Raw genomic sequence first — 20,336 nt, 5'->3', positions numbered from 1 at the left:
TTATTAAGTAATTGATTTAAAATTGAACTCTACCTGCCTGGTATGACGCGAATTTACTCGCAATCTTCTGATAACCAATGACTAATGTCCATTTTGTAAAGGTAACCACCCAACATGTCCTTAAACCTTTCGTCAGCAATATACAGGGTATGGTTATCTATGAAAGTAACAGCCTCTTTTTGGGTAAAGCTATCAAGGACTATCCTGGTGATATTGCCTTCAGAAAATTTCTTGCCTTCAAAACAATTAATCAGCCATATCTTCCTGTGTGAAAGGAGGGCAATCGTTTGACCATCGGGACTTATATCGGCTCCTGTTATCCAGTTGTCATGCATAGGGCCTGTCTCCAGTTTCAAACTGTCGATCAATTCGGCATCATAATCACCGGGAGTAGCTGGTATTTTGTAAACCCTGACTATACCGGTAAATGGACTGGTACGATTTTTCGAAAAAGTATATAATGAGTTGTTATAATGAATCATTGCCTCCGAATCGTAGTTCATCCCTTTAGCAGACGGAGGAAAATCCAGTTGATCCGGATAAGAAAAGCTAATCGTTTCAGCCTTGACACGCTCTGAGGTATCTCTGGCTGATATTTTGTAGATGTAAAGCTTCTTTCTGTTATTTTCGTTGTTACCGATATCACCTATGTAAATGTTGTCATCCTGATCTATGGCAAGATCTTCCCAATCAAAGTTTGAGGAAAAAATCACCTTTTTAAAGCGGGTTACGCTTCCATTAGTATCCAACTGCATGATGTACGGGCCATTATAACTATCGTTGTGAGCCCATAATACACCTTTGCTGTCCCTGATCAATCCGGATATCTCATTGAGGGATTGAGGAAGCCTGCAAACTACATCAGTAACTGCATTGTGAGCTTCAGCCGATGATGCCATTACATTGTCTTTAATGTTCAGGTTTTTAGACAGTATGGTAGATTGATCGCGGTTAAGCTTGTGAGATAAAAACCACTCGTAGAGGTTTGGCTTATTCCATTTATGGGTTAAGTCATAGGCTTTTTGCCAGGAGTTATGCCCTGTATTCTTATAGGCTGTAAAGTTATAATCTTTTTCGAGGCCGCTTTTACATGAACCTAAGGCATCGTACATGGCTTTGCCTCTGACAAAGGGAACGGTTTTGTCATCAACACCATGAAATATCCATGTGGGAATATTTCTTTCCTTAACCAGGCATACTTTGTTAGTACTGCCCCATCCGGCAATCGGGGCAATGGCAGCAAATTTATTTTCTGCATTATAGCTACTGTATGCATAGTTCCAGGTGCCGTTACCCCCCATACTCAATCCTGTGAGGTAAACCCGCTCGGGGTCTATGTTATATTCCGAAAATGCATACCTGATAAATTCATCAACATACTCCGGCTCCCAGAAAGTGTTTGGTTTATCCAATTGAGGAGCAAGAACAATAAATGAATAATTCTTTCCCTGCGATTTAAAAACACCGAAATCCTTGTTTTGAATATGTTTTAATGGCCCATGCTTTAAAACCACCTGCATGGAAGAGTCGGAGCCGTCACCCCGTTCGCCTTTGCCATGTAAAAAGAATATTACAGGACTCTTCGTGCCCTCAGGCTGGTATTCTACAGGTAAGTATTCCCAAAACCTTATGTTGGAGACTGTATTTGTTTGCTTTGAGGTTAAGGTTTGGGCTTTTGTATGAGAAGTTATAAGTAAGCACCCGACACAACATATCGTCAGGTATTTCCTTATTACATCCATTTTTCTTTCCACAATTGGAAAATCAAAATATTCCACAGCTTTTGATGGTTAATTTCTTTTCCTGAAAGATAAGCATTTCTAAGTTCTATTACACTTTTAGTGAAAATACCATCATTTTTTAAGCGTGTCTCGTCCAAATACTCAAGGTAATAATCTTTTAACTCATCTTTAAACCACACGGTTAGGGGCGCCAGGAAAGGCTTTTTGGGACGGTCCATTATGGCCTCGGGCACGTATTTATGCACTATCGTTTTCAATATGCTCTTGTTTACTCCATCCTTTATTTTGTAAGAAGATGGAAGCTGGCTTACGAATTCAACAATTCTATGGTCCAGGATAGGCTCACGACCTTCGAGCCCCACGGCCATTGTGGCCCGGTCTACTTTGGTGAGGTTATTGTCCAGAAGGAATGTTTTATAATCTATGGCTAGCAACTTATTCAGTGGATCATTGCCATCATTTAATTCCGACTCTATATCGAAATATGTCTTTTTGTTTTGGAAGTCCTTTGTCAGGTATTTCCTGGCCTCTTGCTCTGTAATGAACTGAGAAATAATCTTCATGGCATGAGATGGGGATTTATATTTCCAAATCTCACGCATCTTTTCATATCTCGTAGAGAAGTTATATTTTTTATTGAGAACAGGGATGTTTTCCGGAGATATCAAGCCCATAGCACCGCTCATAAGGCTTTGTGCCACACCTGGGATCTTGGTAAAGTTAACAGCCCTGTTAAACTTATCATAGCCTGCAAATATCTCATCACCTGCATCACCTGAAAGAGCAACCTTTACTTTTGTTCGTGCCAGTTGGCTGACCAGAAAAGTAGGCACTACCGAATTATCTGCAAATGGCTCATCATAAATCTGAGGGAGTTTGTGAAGGATGTCGGCAGTATCTTTGGCAGTACAATATTTCTCAGTATGGTCGGTGCCTAAATAATCAGCAACCTTTTTAGCCTCAGGGGCTTCATTGAAGGCCTGCTCTTCATAGCCTATGGTAAAGGTTTTTATTTTTTCAGTGCTTTGTGACTGTAGTAAGGCAGTAACTGCGGTGCTATCATAACCACCACTTAAGAACAATCCTACCGGTACATCTGATACCATGCGGTAAGAGAATGCACTCATGAGGAGTTTTTCCGTTTCCTCAACTGCCTCATCGTAAGATATGTCCAGCTTAGGTTTGTTGTAATGATCTACAACATCCCAGTATTTATGCTGTTGAAGGTCTTTGTTTTTAAGGTCAAGTCGCAGGAAGTGGCCAGGCTCCAATTTAAAAGTGTATTTGAATATGGAGTAGGGGGCAGGCAAGTAGTTATACTGCAGGAAGAGGGCGAGGTTATCATGGTCAATTTCCTTTCTAAAAGAGTCATGTTTGTGAAAACTCTTTAACTCGGACGCAAATAACAGGCATCCATCTTTATAATAGTAGTACAGCGGCTTTACTCCGGCTCTGTCTCTGAAAAATAGTACTTCCTCATTGTTTTTATCGTACAAAACGAAGGCAAACATGCCGATGAAATGGTCGACAGCTTTTGTGCCCCAGCAGTCGAAGGCTTTGAGAAGCACCTCTGTGTCCGAATGCGATTTGAATTTATAGCCTTTTTGAGTGAGGAGTTCAGTGATCTCTTTAAAGTTGTAGATCTCACCATTAAAAACCACGGTGTATTGCTGAAACTGCATTGGCTGGTGGCCCAATGCACTTAGGTCAAGGATAGAAAGCCTTCTATGCCCGAGACCAACCTGTGCATGGTCATTGTCTTCAAAAAAAACACCACTGTCATCAGGGCCACGATGGATCAGTTCATCGGTCATGGCCCGTAGCGTGTCTTCTGATGATCGTTTATTGAAATCTATAAATCCAGCTATGCCGCACATAAATTGCTATTAAAATTGTGGTACTTTTTTTATTCCAAAATTCCAGGTTATCGCTTTCCAAAAGACTGAAAGGTGCTTGTATTGTCCTTTACTGATGAAGGATAACACATTTTTTGGTATTGTAAAGAACAGCAGAAATGTCAGAAAAACAGCATATGAGATGCTACTTTTATTTCTGCGCATAAAAAGAATACGGTTTCTTGTGAGGTAGTAAGTTTTGAGTGTACTGTTTTGACCGATAGAAGCAGATACCTTATGGCACACAAGCGCATTGGGCTGATAATAAATCTTATACCCGGCTTTCTTCATCATTTCGCACCAGTCAAACTCTTCGTAATAGAGGAAATATTGCTCAGGCATGGGGCCTACTTCATCTATTATTCTTTTAGGTACCATCATACCACCACCATGCGTGTAATGTGTTGTAGATACCTGGTCGTATTGGCCCTGGTCTTTTTCATTGGCGCCAATAGTATCATTTCTTCCGGTAATGGCACTTATGGGAGAGTACCCGGCATATTCTATTATTCCGGGTCTGCTGTAATAATGAAATTTAGGGCTTACTGCACCAGCATCCTTGAACTGTTCAAATGTATCAAGCAGTGGACGAATACAGCCTGGAGTTAGCTCTGCATCATTATTAACAAAAAAAACATATTCACCCCTTGCTTCCCTGATGGCCACATTATTGCCACCTGCAAACCCCAGGTTATCCGGGTTCATAATAAAGTTCACTTCAGGGAAATCATCAACAATGTCTTCAATATCCCTGTTGGCAGAGCCATTGTCAACGATGATAATTTCCAGGTTTTTATAGTCAACCTTTCTTAGCGATTCGAGCAACTCTTTAGTTTGAACAGTGCTGTTATAATTTATGCTAACTATAGAAACCAGCGGTTCGGTTATGGTGTTCATTTTTGAGTTGGAGAACTATGGGGTGTATGAATAAATTTCTTGTTGGCTCCTTTAAGTTTGAATAATAACAGGAACATTTTCCAGAATATGGATGGTAGCCTGAAAACAGATTTTACCAACCTTGGGCCGTAATAGGCTTTAGGAATCGCCAGTAAAATACCCAAAACGGTCGCGACCCATGTCATAAACCAGGTTTCATACGGAATAGTTATAAAGCGTTGAAGAAAAAACAATGCAAAGGTAACTGCAGTGATAAGTCCGAGATTGATCAAACGCGGCAGTTGGATGTTTCTGAGTACCGTGCTGTTAAAATAGGTGATACGGCCTTTGAAAAGATTTATAATTCCTGAGAGAAAGTATTGCTTCAGGTAAAAATACTGGCTTGATATCCATCGCTTGCGTTGGTTTTCAAACACGTTGGATTGCTCAACCTTTTCATCGTAAATAATGGCATTGGATGCATACAGTACATTTATACCCTCATTGACGAGACGCAATTCCAGCTCTCTGTCAAAGCCCCCTATAGAGGCCATTTGTTTGAGCATATCTTTGAGTATACCATATTTGAATGACATTCCCGATCCTTTCAGAGCGGCGGAGAGGTGAAGGGCAGTGCCGCCACGGCCATAAATGTGGTTGTTGATCTCTTCGCTCAGCCCATCGAGATAGGAGAGGGAGGTGTCTTCGTTTTTTGCAGCCCTGCGACCTTGTATTGCAAGAAAACCTTGTTCATGAAGATTGTTCATGGTTTCCAGGAAATTTGGCTCCATGACATTGTCAGCGTCCAGTATCACTACGAAGTCGTAGTCATCCCCCAGGCGCCTCATGGCTTCATTCATGGCTTTTACTTTAGTGCTTTTCTCGAAGGAGACTTCACATGTGTTGATAGGTAGGGCTTTAAGTTTGCTGATGGTCTCTGGTTGAAGCGAATCTGCAATCACAACCACTTCATACCTGTCATGCGGATAGGATTGATTGAGGGCCTCCTGAGCTACATGTACAATTACACCATCTTCTTTGTATGCAGGTATGAGTACAGCAAATTTGTTTTTTCTCTTTACGTCAACTAATGGAGGTTTTTTATAAAAAAGGCCTGCAAGAGAAAAAATAAGGGTATACAAGGCCACATAGGCGAAGTAGGATAGTAGGACTATCTCTATAATAATAAAGAGTATATTCAAGGTTTAAGCTAGGTTTTAGTTTTTAAAAAACGATTATACGTCTTCTGATTGCAGAAGTGCAGTTGGCGTTTTTAACATGATTTTCAGGTCATACCAAAAAGAGTTTTTCTGCGCATACTCCATGTCCAATGCAACTCTCTCTGCTTCAGACATTTCCTCTTTTCCTCTTTTGGTGATTTGCCATAAACCTGTAATGCCGGCAGGGGCAAGAAATCTAAGTGCCCACTGGTCTTGTGTAAGCTTTTCGGCTTCATACAATGGCAGAGGCCTGTTGCCGACAAGGGACATATCGCCTTTCAGCACATTAAAGAGCTGTGGCAATTCGTCAAGGCTCGTTTTTCTTAAAAATGCACCCAGTTTTGTTATTCTCGGATCATTTTTAACCTTGAAAAACAGGGCGTCATCTCCGTTATTATATTGGTTCAGGTGTTTTAGGTCATTCACGATCTGGTCAGCGTCCTGCCTCATGGATCTGAACTTGTAGAAATTGAAGATCTGGTAGCCTTTGCCTGCCCTTTTTGAAATATAAAATACTGGCCCTTTGGAGTCCAGCTTAATAGCAATGGCAATAATCAGCAATACAGGACTGATCATCAATAGCAGCGTTGCTGACACGGCAATATCAAATGCACGCTTAAGAGACCACATTTTAAAAGAATTGCCGTTATGAAGGGAAGGCTTTGGTTTAATGCCCACTTCCTGTTCATGTGAGTTAGACAGGGTTTTTAACCTGGTAAGAAACTCGATGCGAAGAGAAAGGTATTTTGCACTAATATTATCGGTGTAATAATCCTCAGCCCCAACTTTAATCGCCAGGTCACGCTCTTCTTCGTCAAATTTTTCAGCTATTATAATAACCGGGATCTCTATTAATGTCTTACTTTTCTTTAAAGACTTAATAGTTTCTACGGATTCTGCAGTTATCTTCTTGCTGATGATTATTACATCAGGCAGTTCTTCTGCCGAGGAATCCGCATTATGAAGTAAAATTTTAACACCTTCACTGATATCTTCTACATTATGTACGTCATAACTTTCAAGCTTCAAATCCAGGCATAAATCACCGTACTCCCCAATGAAAAATACGTTTCCCTTCTTTTTATGCTCAACTTTAGATGTCTCTCCCATTAATGAGCTATCATGCTTGAGAGATTGAAAATCCAAAACATAACTTTCTTTCATATCATTAGTTGATTAGAGAGTTCTCCTTTCGTTTATTGGTTATAAGGTTGTCGAGCCTTTCAATAAGTTTTTCGGGATTAAAAGGTTTTACTATGTAGTCGTCAGCACCGGCTTCCAAGCAATAGCTTTTAGTTTTCTCATCTCTGAAAGATGATATAACTACTACCGGTATCCCAGAATAAAGTCCGTTGGTTTTAAGATTTGTCAGAAAGTCCTTCCCATCAATTACCGGTAAATGGATGTCAGTTACAATAACGTCCGGGTGGCCAAATTGATTCATGTGTTTCAATGCATTTGCTACATTACTGAATACATCAACAATATATTCTTTTTCAAGCATCTTCTTGATGAGCCATCTCATTGCCTCATCGTCGTCAATTACCAATATCTTTTTCTTCATTGCAATTTGCTTAAACTTACACAAAGATGCCAGCCATATACGCGATTGCCCATCGTTCAGGATCAACCATTTAAATTATTAAGCCAACCATCTATTTTTAAAACCCAGAACATCAATTATACTAAAAATTAAGACTTTTCGAAAGACAAAAGTAGTTTAATTTTATTTTACAATTCAAATTTATTTTTAAACAATTCTTATTTGACTGATAATCGTGTAGTTATATCTGTCAAAATAACTTACATATGCACGAATAGCATGCTTTTTTCACTTTTTGCTTTCCTAATTTTTAGCCCTTTGCCATACATGGGTTATTTACAATTAATTTTTTCGATATTCAATGATGTAAGTCATAACACGTAAAATGTATTAATGTTTTTTGTTCCTGTATTTCAAGGTACTCGTCATTGTAATTAAAGTAAGTAACAAGCTCTTGTTTATAAGGTTCGTGTCCTTGTAATGTTTCAAAATTTTATAACACAAAGTTAACAGTAAACCACCGTTGTAAGTTGACGTATTTTTTACTAAATCATTAACATTAGAGAAAGGGAACATTCTCGTAAAATCGTGGCCTGTTTTGCAAATTATCATTCTATAATTTAATTAAACAGTTAAGGGAGAGGTTATGATAGTAATTCTGTAAGCCGTGGTAAAGGTAACCCTTTATGTTGGTTTTATTTGTAATTGTTTAATATGCAGCAATTTATAAATTCGTGTTAATAGAGTAAAGGGGAAATTCACCCCTATTAACCGGATTAGTGATAATTGAGGAGTTTGACATGTGGGATTAAATTCATGAACCATTCAGTTTTTCAGTCATTGGATTCTCGCTATAATTTTAATATCTTCCATACACATCCTCGATTCGGGGTAAATCAGTAGGAAAAGCTCATTATATTACCGCTAATCAATGAAAAGATCTTTTATAATTGGCCTTTGTGTTTTTCTGCTGACTCTATTTCTCACACAGTTTCTTGCATATCAGCAGTATCATATTGTCAGGGAGCATGAAGCAAAGAAGGTGCAGCATGAGCTTCACACATTGAGCGACCGGGTAAAAGTAATGCTTAAGTACAGCATGTCAGCAACCCGCATTCTGGGGTTTATAGTTGAGAAGTATGGAGTGCCGGAAGATTTTGACAGTATAGCCGAGGATATTCTGAAGTCACATAAGTATATAGATGCTCTGCAGCTTACCCGCAACGGGGTGATTACTCATGTATATCCCAGGGAAGGAAATGAAGCTGCAGTGGGCTTCGATATCCTCAAAGATTCATCAGTAAATAATGAGGCCCTTAAGGCTATTGAAAAAAGGGAGCTTTACTTTGCAGGTCCACTCAATCTTAAACAGGGAGGTGAGGCGGTTATCGGGCGGTTACCGATATTTATTGAGGGTGAATTTTTTGGGTTTTCTGTAGTTATTATCAGGCTGCCCACACTCCTTGATGCTTTTGGTATTCAAAATCTAAACGGCAATTTTAAATACCAGCTAGCCAAGATTAATCCTGCTACCGGGTTACAGGAGTACTTTCTAAAGGACGAAATTAACCTTAGAGAAGATGCATCAGTTTCCCTTGATGTGCCGGACGGTTCCTGGAAACTTTACGTTAGCAGTTCTCCAGACCCAATGATTTACTATGGTGTCATGGGCTTTTCTGTTGTGGGTGTTATGTTTTCGTTATTGCTGAGTGCTTTTGTGTACCAATGGGTAGAGAAACCGGAAAAGCTAAAGAAGCTTGTAGAAGAGACCACCTTAAAGCTTTTGGCTACGCAGGAAAATTCAAAAACGACCCTGGATCGTGTCAGTGATGCCCTTGTCTCCTTCAATAAGAGCCTGATTTGCATCTATATTAATCAGAGGACCAGGGAAATTTTTGACCTGGGGTCTGATGATGTTGTTGGGCAGCATATATGGAGCCAGTTTCCGGAATTATCTGCAGGTGCCTGGCGAGATACCTTCGAAAAGGCCCTGTCCAGACAGGAATATCAATGCCTCGAACATTTCTTTGCTGAGCAAGGCAGATGGCTTGAGAGTCATTTTTATCCCTCAAAGGACGGTGTTTCTTTATTCATTCGTGATATAACAGAGCAGAAACAGGCGGAACAACGCCTGGCTAACAGTGAAAAGTATTTCAGAACCCTTATTGAAAATAGTGCCAACGCCATTGTATTGATGGATAGCCAGGGTAACGTGAGGTATCAAAGTCCGTCAACCGCCAGAATTAGCGGGTACACCTTATCTGAAATACTAGAGTTGGATGGAAGGGAGCTGGTACACCCTGATGACCGTGATCATGCCCGCAAGGTTTTTCAGAATGTTGTAAAATCACCTGGGAAAATGTTACATGCAGAACATAGGTTCAGGCACAAAAGTGGCAGGTACATTTGGGTTGAAGGCTACTATATAAACTTGTTAAAGGACCCAAACATCGGGGCTATTGTTTATAATTATTACGACGTAACAGAGCGGGTTAAAACGCAGCAGGCTATCAGCCATGAAAAATATTTATCCGATTCTATAATTAATAGTTTGCCGGGAATTTTCTACTTATACGACAGGCATGGCAGGTTTATCCGGTGGAATGATAATTTTGAGCTCATATCGGGTTACACCTCAGAAGAAGTAAGCCAAATGCACCCTCTTGACTTTTTTGATGAGCAGGATAAGGAGTTATTACGTGAGAAAATCGAATCGGTGTTTGTAAAGGGCAAAGATGAAGTGGAATCATATTTTTATACCAAATCAAAGAAGAAAATCCCTTACTATTTTACAGGATGCAGTGTGCGCATAGAAGGGCAGGAGTACCTCATAGGGATGGGTATAGATATTACACAAAGGCTGGAGGCGGAGCACAAGGCGCTGGCAGAATACAGGGAAAAAGAAACAACCTTAAACCGGATAAACGATGCCGTATTTTCCCTCAATAAACAGTGGGAGTACACATTCTTAAATGATGCTTCCCTGCAGATCCATCCCCGAGGCAGAAATAAAACTATGGGCAGACCTTTTTTGGAAGTACACCCGGAGTTGGAGGAAAGTCCTTTTTACACCATGTTCGGACAGGCTATGGCTACCAACAAGGTAATGGAAACTGAAGGTTATTATCCGTCTTTGCAGTTGTGGTTTTCCGCCAAGGCTTATCCATCGAATGATGGGCTTACGGTATTTCTTAGAGATATATCTGAAAAGAAAATGGCAGAACAGGAAATTTTGAATCTCATTAATGACCTCAGGGAAAAAAACAGAAACCTTCAGCAATTTTCCTACATTGTTTCCCACAATTTAAGGGCTCCCCTGGCTAACATTTTAGGGCTTGCTGAGATTATTAAAGAAAGCAGTGATACGGATAGGGCCTGTGTTAAGGCAATGGCTAACGAAGCATTGCGGCTTGACCAGGTGGTAAGGGATATAAATGCAATAATTTCAGTACGAGATGCGGAAAATGAGAGAAGAGAAACAGTCACATTTAAGGAAGAATTGGGCTGGGTGATAAGCCGGCTGACATCGGAAATTAAAGCTTCTGGTGCCTCAATCTCAGATGATTTTAAAGTCGAGCGTGTGGATTCTCTCAAAACCTACATTCGAAATATAATGTTATATCTGTTGTCTAATGCAATAACCTACAGGCACCCTGATCGAAAACCTGTGTTACATATCCAAACGAGTATGGAAGGAGCATTTGTTTGCCTTTCTATTGAGGACAATGGTCTTGGCATTGACTTGCAAAAATATGGTGATAAAATATTTGGACTGTACAAGCGCTTCCATAGCGATGATGCCGCACCAGGCAGGGGAGTGGGGCTTAATATGGTAAGAACCATGGCGGAGGCTCTTGGAGGGCGTGTGGAAGTGACAAGTAAGGTTGAGGTAGGTTCGGTCTTTAAGGTCTGCCTTCCTGTTAACATTAAAGGAAAATAACTAAATGGGTAGAAAAGTTTTGCTGGTAGATGATGATCCCATTGCCAATATGATCAATAATGAATTATTTAAAGTTAGTGGGTATAAGGTGGTAGCCTATACCAGTCCAAAAAAAGCTTTGGAGTTTCTAAATACAATTACCGCTTCATCAGAATTTATTCCTGAAATCATTATGCTGGATATCAATATGCCAGAAATGGACGGTTGGGAATTTTTAGAGGCATATCAAAAGACGAGTTTTGCTTTAGACAGTGATTGCCGGTTGTATATACTTACCTCATCGATTGCACCCGAAGATCAGGATAGGGCCACCACTTGCCCTTCAGTAAGCGGTTTTATTTCGAAACCATTGACTATGGAGTGGATTGAAAAACTATAAGACTATATAACCCTCCAAGGGTTTGTAACCCTTGGAGGGTTATAGTTAAAATATATACATCTGTCACCATGTTAGTCGTCGGTCATGTATTGTGAATGTATTATTGATGTCACAAATCTCAATACGTTGTGCAATTATCTGTAAATGAGTGATTTAAGAAGTCGTCTAACCCCGGTGTAAATTATATGATCTGTGGTTGACGATGTAAAGGGTGGAATAAGTCTCATAAAATGTTGCTTTAGTTAGAAATTGAGTTGATTTTTGTTGTATATCTTAACGGCTGCTAATCGTACCTTGGAGGAATTGAAATGGGCTATATGATCCGTCGTTTTCATCAACATACACACCTGCTAATCGTACCTTGGAGGAATTGAAATCACACTTATAACCCCGGAGAAGTCATGAAAGCTAAATCTGCTAATCGTACCTTGGAGGAATTGAAATGAATTTGAAAATTGCAAATAATTGTTGGTTACTTACTGCTAATCGTACCTTGGAGGAATTGAAATTGATACAATAACCGCAGATCAGGTAAAATTAATACACTGCTAATCGTACCTTGGAGGAATTGAAATCGGTTTCAAATCTCATAACACCTCTATGTTTTTAATCTGCTAATCGTACCTTGGAGGGTTTCAAACCCTTGGAGGGTTATGAATTGACGATTAAAATAGGCATAAAAAAAACCGCTTAAATTTACTTTTAAGCGGTTTTGAGGGTTGTTTGACTTGCGTCTTGCGGTCTGGACGGGACTCGAACCCGCGACCTCCTGCGTGACAGGCAGGCATTCTAACCAGCTGAACTACCAGACCATTTTGATTTTCCCTATCGTTTAAGGGGCTGCAAATGTATAATTCCAAATTTTATTATGCAATACTTTTGGCAAAGTAGAGAGAATATTTTTTTAGCTCCTTTTACAATAGTAATAGCACATCCGTTACACAACAAAATCTGATACTGTGGGGCTGCGGAAATCTGTTTTCACTATAAATGGTGATTTCCCAAAACGGTTAGAAATGGTGATTCCATTGGAAAGCTAAAAGGACAGCTTTGTGGCAAATTACAATCACTAAATCAATCTTTCGTATGAAAAAGTATTCCGTTTTGGTATTACTCCTGGCAAGTTTCGTTTTTATTACCTCTTGTGGGAGCGATGATGATGAAAATGGCCCGAAGAAAAGTGAGGCCAGGCAAATTACTTCCTTTGTGTTTGAATCAGAACTTAATGATGCACTGGAAGAAGATATTGATGGTATAATTGATGAACAAAATAAGACAGTGACGGCAACAGTTCCCTATGGTACTCAAATTACTTCGTTGCTACCTACCATTGAAGTTTCAGAAAAAGCCTCGGTCAACAACGAGGGAGCCAGGAATTTCACTAACCCTGTTGAATATACCGTAACCGCTGAAGATGGAAGTGTGGCTACATATTCAGTAACGGTGAACCTGACAGCCAGTGATGAAAAGCAAATAACAGAATTTATATTTCTGGCAAATGACAACGAGGCCTTAAATAAAGATGTAGTAGCCACTATTGATGAGGCTGCAAAGACTATTACCGCTACAGTAGATTTTGGTACCGATGTCACAGGCCTTTCTCCAGCTATTAAAGCTACGGTTGGAGCCACTGTGAACCCAACAGGAGTTCAGGACTTTACTGATCCCGTTAGCTATACGGTTACCGCCAAAGATAATTCTACAGTGACCTATGAAGTGTCAATAACAGAAGCTGCCCCTGACAACGACAAACGAATTACTGATTTTAAATTTCTCGCCAGTGATAATGCTGGGTTTGACAAGGACATAGCAGGTAGTATACATGAGGAAGATAAGAACATTTTTGTGTCTGTGCCTGGTGGCACCGATGTGACTTCACTTACTCCCAGTATAGAAATTTCCGAGATGGCCAGTATAAACCCTACCGGTGCGCGGGATTTCACTAATAGAGTGGTTTACACTGTAACTGCGCAGGATAATAGTACTGCGAGTTATACCGTGTTGGTAAATGTTGTAGTCAGCGAAAGGGATGCCCTCATTGCCTTATATAACAGCAATCCAAATAATACCCTGGGCTGGGATATTCAAAATGCCGATATCAGCACCTGGACAGGAGTGACAGTGGTAGATGGTCATGTTACCGAACTGGATCTTCTGAAAATGGGATTAGACGTATTGCCACCGGAAATAGGGATATTAACTAAGCTGGAAAGGCTGCAGTTAAAAGGCAATAATATTAGAACGATACCGTCGGAAATAGGTTTGCTTGAGGAGCTGACATATTTGAACCTTGAAAGCAATAAAGTCACAGGTATACCCTCTGAAATAGGCTCTCTTACCAAGTTGAAAACAATCCAACTGCACCATAACAATATCAACAGCCTGCCGTCGGAATTAGGCTTGCTGGATCAACTTGGGCAACTGGTAGTCAGCTCAAATAACCTGACATCATTACCGGCGGAGATAGGACAGTTAGGAAACCTATGGGATTTGAACTTAGCCTATAACAAAATAGCAAGTCTTCCGGCAGAAATCGGTCAATTGCGTAGCCTGAAGATGCTGCATATACAGAATAACCAACTAAGTACACTGCCTGCGGAAATTGCAGATCTCTATAGTTTAACAAACCTGTATGCAGACCGGAATAATTTCACTGCTCTGCCCAATGGGATCTTTGGTCTAAGCGCGATAAAGGCGGTAACCTTTGAGTATAATAGCATTACCACGATTTCAAGTCAGATCAATAATATTTCTACGCTGACTTATTTGAAGCTGGATGGCAATATCCTGACTCAGGTCCCGAAGGAAATTGGGCAACTAAGTAGTTTAAAAACACTTTCGGTACGTTATAATAGCCTTTCAAGTATCCCAACTGAAATTGGTAATCTAACCAACCTTGAAAGACTTTGGCTAACCAATAATAACCTTACTTCAGTGCCACAGGCAGTTTGCAACCTAAAAACAAACTATGGCACGGATCTATTAGTAGATGATGGTGTAGCCTGTCAATAAAATTAGCGATATCAAATGGCTATGGAAATTGATGAACCTGGTTTAAATCTACTTATAGGTGATTCAAGCCATGAATTCCATTGAAGATGATTGATCGTGACTTTAAAGCTGCCTTGAAAGCCTAAAAAAAGCTTTTAAGGCAGCTAATCTTGTTGGTTTCAACTTGCCACATTCACCTCAAACCAGCAAAGAGTCAGAGAAAATTTTTTTAATACGCTTTGCAGGTTTTAAAAAGATGTAAACCTATCATCTATAAGTAACAAGAAATAAATAAAAATATTATTGTTTAAACACTAATGGTTGATATCTTGTGGCTCTAAAACAACTTTAATTATTCCAACTATGAAATCAACCAAATTAATTTACGCTATCGCTTTTGGAGCGATAATTTTTTCATGTTCAGGTGAAGATGGAGATCCGGGGCCACAAGGGCCGCAAGGTGAGCAAGGTGTTCAGGGGGAACAGGGGCCTCAGGGTGAGCAGGGAGAGCAAGGTGAGTCAGCCGATGTTAATGAGTTTTTTACTTCAACACCTGTTACAGGCACGCTTTCGGGAACCCGAAGTGACGGAACTACCGCCATTGACCATAGCTTTGAATTCGCGGTTTCCGGAGACAAATACGACAGATACAAAATTAATGAGGGAAGTGATGTGGTGAATATCGGTTTTGGTCGGTATGATGTAATTACTTCTGACCAAAGTTTTTTCCTTGAATTTAACTATAACGAAGCTACCGAGACAGTTACTTATGTCGGTGAGATGTCATTAGAGAACTATGAGCCTGTTGAAGATTCGCAGACCCTTTATGTAGATGTTGATTTTTGCTGTGAAACAGCCGGAGCGGCCGATGTGCTTCAAATCAGTAACTATGCACTCAATAAAACTGAGGGTACATTATCCTTTGATTATGTGCTTAAAATACCTGGTGGCAGTGTAAATAATGATAATGACCTTACGATAACAGGTACTGCCAACCTTAAGGTACGTGCCAATCTGATTACCAGAATGGGAGAATAAGAATGATATCAGATGCGATAAAAAGGCTGGCAATTGTCAGCCTTTTTTTATGATCCCGTAAGCCCTGCCGCATCCACCCCATAAAAACGCCGTTTTTACCCCTCATGAGTTACGGGTTTGCAACCCATCTTTACATTGTCAACAAAACATAAAAACCACAACTATGAAAAAGGTTAAAATTATTTTCTGGATCGCAACGGGCTTTATATTTCTGTTTGAAGGTGTAATGCCCGCCCTTACTTCACAAACTGAGCTGGCCAAAGAAGGAATTGCCCACCTGGGATATCCCGAATACTTTGGAGTGATGCTTACTGTTTTTAAAGTTCTCGGCGTATTGGCATTGGTCATTCCATCTGTACCCAAAAGGTTAAAGGAGTGGGCATATGCCGGTTTTGTATTTGATTTTATAGCGGCATGTGTCAGTCATTGGGTTATTGATGGCTTCGGGTTCCAAACCGTATTTCCATTAATTATTTTAGGTATCCTGATGGTTTCCTATGTCTACTATCACCGATTGGAAGCTAGAAAAGAAGTGCCTGTAAGAAGTGCCCTTGCCTGAAAACTATGGAATAGAACCATGAGGCTGCGGCTATGCCTGCTCCTGCAATAGTCCGTAGCGGCTAATGAACGCGTTGCTGCAGCCTCTGGCTTTTCTGAAAAGGCATGTAATAGTATCTCCACGTACCTTCTGCTAGCTGACACGGAAAAACCACTTCTGCTGAACATTTTTACTCTGAAATATTACAACAAGCCCCATCCCGCAATCTTGATGATTTTTTAAAAGGACATCTCTGTCCCGGTAGTCGGTACCAGAAATTGGTATGGCCGTACAATGCTTATAGCGGATTTCCAACCTGTTGTTTCCAAGGCAAATAGAACTGGCCTTAACCATATCAAAATAGTATTTCGGGATCAAGCGGAATTTCTGGGGAGCCCCTAAATTTTTACCTCTTTGCTGACAGACAGTTGTTAATAGCAATCGGCAAAAGCAATCGACAAACTCGTATAATATAACAATAAGCACGGTTTACTGATTTTCAGTGGCAAGTTTCACATTACTTGTTTTACTTTCGCTTGATCCGTATTTCGGAGCTTTGAAAACACAACACTAAGGGAGGACAATCTAAGCTCAAAAACAGATTGACTGATTAACATACCTGAGCAAGGGTCAGCTTTAAAATAACATGTTTTTCAGTAGCAATATTGGCTAACTTCACCTCCTACAGAATCATAACCCAACTAAACCAAAAACACAATGAAACTAAAATTTAGCGCATTAGGCCTGTGCCTGCTGCTTTTTATTGCAGTAGGAATGACAGGCTGTAACGACGAATTCGAAGCCCGGCCTGAGGCTGACAAAACAGGAGTTGTAGATCCCAGTGACCCCGTGGTCCAGCGCATTATCGATGCTGGCATAGCCATTGAAGATATAGTGGCGTATGACGATCACTATGTAGCTGAAGGCGACATCGTTTTTTATAAGGAAGAGCCACATTTTGATGGCGATGTGCACAATGGTAGGGAAGAGCAGGCACGCTCTACCTATGTGGTGGCACCTGCTTACAGAAATATCAGGATATATCTCGATCAGGCATCCTTTAGTACATTGAATCTTAATGATGCTGTCAATACCGCCATTTCTGCTTTTAACGCGGTAGGTACCGAGATTCAGTTTTCAAGGGTATACTCCCAATCATCAGCCGATATTGTGGTTAAGAGGAATAACGCCATCGGTTCCAATGTATGTGGCAGGGCAGGGTTCCCGTTTTCTAATGGAAGGCCTTTTAACAATGTGGACATCTCCGAAACCACTTTGATCAACTATGGACTTACCAGTGCCAGCCAGTTGAGGCTTTTGGTAGCACATGAGATAGGCCATTGTATCGGTTTTCGCCATACCAACTGGCAGTCTCAGGGCGAATCTACTGCCATTCATATTCCTGGTACACCTACTTCTGACGGAGCTTCTGTAATGAATGGAAGCACCTGTGGAAACAACTGGGGCGGACTATCTTTCTATGATAAAAAGGGCATGGAAGTCTTGTATTCATCACCTACAGTGCCGCCTCCTGGTCCTGACAAGTTGCTTCCCGGTGAACAGCTTACCAGTGGTCAATCCATAAAGTCCACTGATAACCGATTTACTTTTGTAATGCAGGGTGATGGCAATCTCGTTTTGTACAAGTTTAATGCTCCACTTTGGTCGAGTAACACCCATGGGCTGCCTGTAACCCGGTGTATTATGCAAACCGATGGTAACCTGGTGCTGTATGATAACCAGAACCGTGCCCGGTGGTCATCCAATACGCACGGCAATGCCGGGGCATGGCTGGTAGCTCAAAATGATGGCAATGTGGTGATTTACCGTAATAGTTCTGCCCTGTGGTCTACACAAACATGCTGTCATTAGTTATTTACAGGTTTAATTTATAAGATAGAAAGTACCCATGGAATTTTTATCCGTGGGTACTCTCATTTTGCAACCACTTATTTTATAAAAGTATAAGTATACTTTAAAGTCAGGCTCCAGCTTTCCGTCCCTGGTAATGCCGTGCCCTCAACATCCCGGTCAGCAGTATTAGAAACCTGGTTGTAAACCAGATAAAGATCATTGCCTTCCTTTTTGTTATACCGCAGGCCGGTATTGATAGCCACTTTATTGTTAACCTGAGAGTATTGCACCAATGACCTTAATGACCACTGGGTATCCAGCGCAGCTAATATTGTAGCGCTGGCAATGTCAGCCCTCAGCAGTTGGTCCCTTTCGGTAAATTCAATGCGGTTGAAAGTGTAGTTCAGGGTTATTCCAAAATGTTTGGACTGGTTCCAGGCAGGCGATATTGAAAAGGAGGTTTTGTCCCCGTCATAAAACTGCCCGATCTCTGAACTTAGATTCACTTTCAACTTTCGCCCGGCGTTCATATTATAGCTGGTTTTGAGTGAAGAATAGGTGTAATTACCGGCAGGTACATAGCTCTCATCCGATAAACTGAAATCATTGATTACTTCATCATAAACCCTTAAAACCGAAAGGGAAAGATCAGCACCACTTACAAATGAAGTGAGTAAGCCAGGCTCTGTAGATATAGTCTCTAAAGAATAGTCATCATTTCTCAGGTATATGGAATTGTTAACAAAAGGCTCAAATTTCCTTAGCCATTGCCCATCGATAAAGATCCCATAGATCACATTTTGATTTAGCGCCAGATTATCCTTTCGAAGGATAAAGCCTACTCCGGGTTCAAAATTTTTACCTACATGCTCAGCTTCCACAAAATAGCCTAGTCCTGAGACAGCCCTTCTTTCCCACCGGAGATAGGCAAGGGAGTTATCAGAGTTGCTGAGGTTATCGGAAAATACATGGCCGCCTTTTAAAGTCAGATAGTAAGGGCCTGATACCCGGAGAAAAGCATCTGCTCCGGCTACCACATTATAATTGCCTTCTGAGTCCAGCCGGGAAGTAAACATGGTACCAGCGAACGAATAAGGATTAAACACCCTTTTACGGAGCCTGATCACCCCGAAATTCTCTGAGTTGATGGCAGGGGAGCTTCCTTCCGTTTGCATGGAAAGTACAGCCACGTCAAAATTTTTGAACCTGCCCACCAATCGCCCGCCGCCGTAGACCCTCAGCAGGTTGCCCTTGTCATCCAGCCCGATCCTGCGGCTGTGGAATATCCGGTTTTGAGAGATAGTGCTTGTGGCAAAATTAAATACCCCTGACCTTTCCTGGAAAAACTGCCTTTTTTCAGGAAAGAACAGCGAGAAACGGCTGAGATTGACCTGTACGTTATCAGCTTCTACCTGGGCAAAATCGGTGTTTAGTGTCAGGTCAAGTGTGAGATTTGAACTTATGGCATATTTGATATCCAGGCCGACCTCAGCATCTGTGTCAGCATGGTTAACTATTCTATTCTCTGTACTGTCGTGGACATTATTTTCACGCATCCGGCCCAATACATAGGGAGTGAAATAGACAGGATTTTTCCTGTTGATGCCTTTAAGCAATATTTTTTGTGCCCTTGAAGGTTTCCAGGGAGCCATGTTCCAATTCGGAGGAATGGCCGGGTAAGTCTGACGTTCGTTTTTTCTGCCTATCAGCCGGTGTACGATCAGGCCAAAAATTATATCTTCATTTTTATCGTCAAAGCGCAGGCTGGAAAAAGGAATACGCATTTCGGCATACCAGCCTTTGTCATCCTGGGAGGTGACTACACTCCAGAAGGTATTCCAACTGGCATTAAATATTTTTGAAGGGTCTCCTTCTGCGTCATTCAATATTTCAGCATCCAGCCGGTTGCCGGAAGGCATGGTACTGAAGGTGTTGAAGTTCTCATTGTCATTGTAAGTATCGAGCATTACATTAAAAAAATCACCGCCCGGGTCACCGTCCCTGATTAGTGAATTGCCCTGGATACCTTCAGGATCAGAATCTAAAAAGATGCCGGAGAAATAGAGGTATTCGTCATCGTAGGTCATCCGTATTTCTGTTTTTTCGGTCATTTCACCTTCATATACAGGAGTGTACATGGTCATGGGAAATGGTGTGATGGAGTTCCAGGCAGGCTCATCAACTATACCGTCGAGTACTACGGGGGAGTTAATTTTCCGAATTTCATAAAGCTCCTGACCTGAAATGGTAAATGAAAAGAATAAAATTGAAAGGAGTAAAAGGTGTTTCATCGTAATGGGCTGAGGTTTAATGTGATAAT

General features: G+C 40.9%; 13 protein-coding genes, 1 tRNA gene and 1 CRISPR repeat array. Of the genes, 6 read left to right on the top strand and 8 right to left on the bottom strand.

Features of this window, described 5'->3' with window-relative positions; all coding sequences use genetic code 11:
* Positions 1 to 53: 53 nt before the first annotated feature.
* The 6 genes from E1163_RS19580 to E1163_RS19555 are packed head-to-tail and all read right to left on the bottom strand — an operon-like array spanning position 54 to position 7,297.
* Positions 54 to 1,778 (bottom strand): hypothetical protein, encoded by a 1,725-nt coding sequence (locus E1163_RS19580; RefSeq protein WP_155174152.1) that lies wholly within the window; start codon positions 1,776 to 1,778, stop codon positions 54 to 56.
* Positions 1,733 to 3,619 carry an asparagine synthase (glutamine-hydrolyzing) gene (asnB, locus tag E1163_RS19575; RefSeq protein ID WP_155174151.1) on the bottom strand — a complete coding sequence of 629 codons (1,887 nt, stop codon included), beginning with the start codon at positions 3,617 to 3,619 and terminating at the stop codon, positions 1,733 to 1,735. The genes E1163_RS19580 and asnB overlap by 46 nt, the downstream gene beginning before the upstream one ends.
* Positions 3,620 to 3,628: 9 nt before the next feature.
* Positions 3,629 to 4,534, bottom strand: a complete 906-nt coding sequence (locus E1163_RS19570; RefSeq protein ID WP_155174150.1) for a glycosyltransferase family 2 protein — start codon at positions 4,532 to 4,534, stop codon at positions 3,629 to 3,631.
* Complete coding sequence (locus E1163_RS19565; RefSeq protein WP_155174149.1) at positions 4,531 to 5,715, bottom strand: glycosyltransferase family 2 protein; 1,185 nt, start codon at positions 5,713 to 5,715, stop codon at positions 4,531 to 4,533. The genes E1163_RS19570 and E1163_RS19565 overlap by 4 nt, the downstream gene beginning before the upstream one ends.
* Before the next feature lie 33 nt (positions 5,716 to 5,748).
* On the bottom strand, positions 5,749 to 6,897 hold the full coding sequence (locus E1163_RS19560; RefSeq protein WP_155174148.1) for a sugar transferase: 1,149 nt from the start codon (positions 6,895 to 6,897) through the stop codon (positions 5,749 to 5,751).
* Positions 6,898 to 6,901: 4 nt separating this feature from the next.
* The gene (locus E1163_RS19555) at positions 6,902 to 7,297 is read right to left on the bottom strand and encodes a response regulator (RefSeq protein ID WP_155174147.1); all 396 of its coding nucleotides are present in this window, start codon (positions 7,295 to 7,297) and stop codon (positions 6,902 to 6,904) included.
* Between the two features lie 910 nt (positions 7,298 to 8,207).
* Here E1163_RS19555 and E1163_RS19550 point away from each other — a divergent pair.
* Together E1163_RS19550 and E1163_RS19545 are read left to right on the top strand one after the other, a co-directional pair.
* Entirely contained in the window at positions 8,208 to 11,216 is a 3,009-nt protein-coding gene (locus tag E1163_RS19550) for a PAS domain S-box protein (RefSeq protein WP_155174146.1), read from the top strand.
* A gap of 4 nt (positions 11,217 to 11,220) precedes the next feature.
* Positions 11,221 to 11,595, top strand: a complete 375-nt coding sequence (locus tag E1163_RS19545) for a response regulator (RefSeq protein WP_155174145.1) — start codon at positions 11,221 to 11,223, stop codon at positions 11,593 to 11,595.
* Between the two features lie 280 nt (positions 11,596 to 11,875).
* A CRISPR array of direct repeats spans positions 11,876 to 12,236; the repeat unit is 30 nt; unit sequence CTGCTAATCGTACCTTGGAGGAATTGAAAT.
* A gap of 97 nt (positions 12,237 to 12,333) precedes the next feature.
* Here E1163_RS19545 and E1163_RS19540 read toward each other — a convergent pair.
* Positions 12,334 to 12,407 (bottom strand) — tRNA-Asp (locus tag E1163_RS19540).
* Positions 12,408 to 12,681: 274 nt separating this feature from the next.
* On the opposite strand from E1163_RS19540, the gene E1163_RS19535 reads away from it, so the two are divergent.
* The 4 genes from E1163_RS19535 (at position 12,682) to E1163_RS30650 (ending at position 18,034) form a co-directional block, all read left to right on the top strand.
* Positions 12,682 to 14,607 carry a leucine-rich repeat domain-containing protein gene (locus E1163_RS19535; protein ID WP_155174144.1) on the top strand — a complete coding sequence of 642 codons (1,926 nt, stop codon included), beginning with the start codon at positions 12,682 to 12,684 and terminating at the stop codon, positions 14,605 to 14,607.
* 342 nt (positions 14,608 to 14,949) lie between these two features.
* Positions 14,950 to 15,624 carry a collagen-like triple helix repeat-containing protein gene (locus E1163_RS31035; protein WP_221418045.1) on the top strand — a complete coding sequence of 225 codons (675 nt, stop codon included), beginning with the start codon at positions 14,950 to 14,952 and terminating at the stop codon, positions 15,622 to 15,624.
* A 163-nt stretch (positions 15,625 to 15,787) separates the two neighbouring features.
* Positions 15,788 to 16,183, top strand: coding sequence for a DoxX family protein (locus E1163_RS19525; protein WP_155174143.1), 396 nt, complete (start codon positions 15,788 to 15,790; stop codon positions 16,181 to 16,183).
* 696 nt (positions 16,184 to 16,879) lie between these two features.
* Positions 16,880 to 18,034: a M57 family metalloprotease gene (locus E1163_RS30650; RefSeq protein ID WP_185156146.1), complete on the top strand. Its 1,155-nt coding sequence runs from the start codon at positions 16,880 to 16,882 to the stop codon at positions 18,032 to 18,034.
* Positions 18,035 to 18,111: 77 nt separating this feature from the next.
* Here the strand turns inward: E1163_RS30650 and E1163_RS19515 are convergent.
* On the bottom strand, positions 18,112 to 20,336 hold a 2,225-nt coding region (locus E1163_RS19515), incomplete at its 5' end, for a carbohydrate binding family 9 domain-containing protein (protein WP_221418044.1).

Origin of the sequence: Fulvivirga kasyanovii (assembly GCF_009711405.1) — a bacterium.
GTDB lineage: Bacteria > Bacteroidota > Bacteroidia > Cytophagales > Cyclobacteriaceae > Fulvivirga > Fulvivirga kasyanovii.
This window is presented reverse-complemented; position numbering and strand designations above follow the sequence as displayed.

Excerpts from the sequence above, each read along its gene's own strand:
- asnB (WP_155174151.1), bottom strand. The coding sequence starts at position 3,619 with ATGTGCGGCATAGCTGGATTTATAGATTTCAATAAACGATCATCAGAA.
- E1163_RS19570 (WP_155174150.1), bottom strand. The coding sequence starts at position 4,534 with ATGAACACCATAACCGAACCGCTGGTTTCTATAGTTAGCATAAATTAT.
- E1163_RS19560 (WP_155174148.1), bottom strand. The coding sequence starts at position 6,897 with ATGAAAGAAAGTTATGTTTTGGATTTTCAATCTCTCAAGCATGATAGC.
- E1163_RS19555 (WP_155174147.1), bottom strand. The coding sequence starts at position 7,297 with ATGAAGAAAAAGATATTGGTAATTGACGACGATGAGGCAATGAGATGG.
- E1163_RS19550 (WP_155174146.1), top strand. The coding sequence starts at position 8,208 with ATGAAAAGATCTTTTATAATTGGCCTTTGTGTTTTTCTGCTGACTCTA.
- E1163_RS19545 (WP_155174145.1), top strand. The coding sequence starts at position 11,221 with ATGGGTAGAAAAGTTTTGCTGGTAGATGATGATCCCATTGCCAATATG.
- E1163_RS19535 (WP_155174144.1), top strand. The coding sequence starts at position 12,682 with ATGAAAAAGTATTCCGTTTTGGTATTACTCCTGGCAAGTTTCGTTTTT.
- E1163_RS31035 (WP_221418045.1), top strand. The coding sequence starts at position 14,950 with ATGAAATCAACCAAATTAATTTACGCTATCGCTTTTGGAGCGATAATT.
- E1163_RS19525 (WP_155174143.1), top strand. The coding sequence starts at position 15,788 with ATGAAAAAGGTTAAAATTATTTTCTGGATCGCAACGGGCTTTATATTT.
- E1163_RS30650 (WP_185156146.1), top strand. The coding sequence starts at position 16,880 with ATGAAACTAAAATTTAGCGCATTAGGCCTGTGCCTGCTGCTTTTTATT.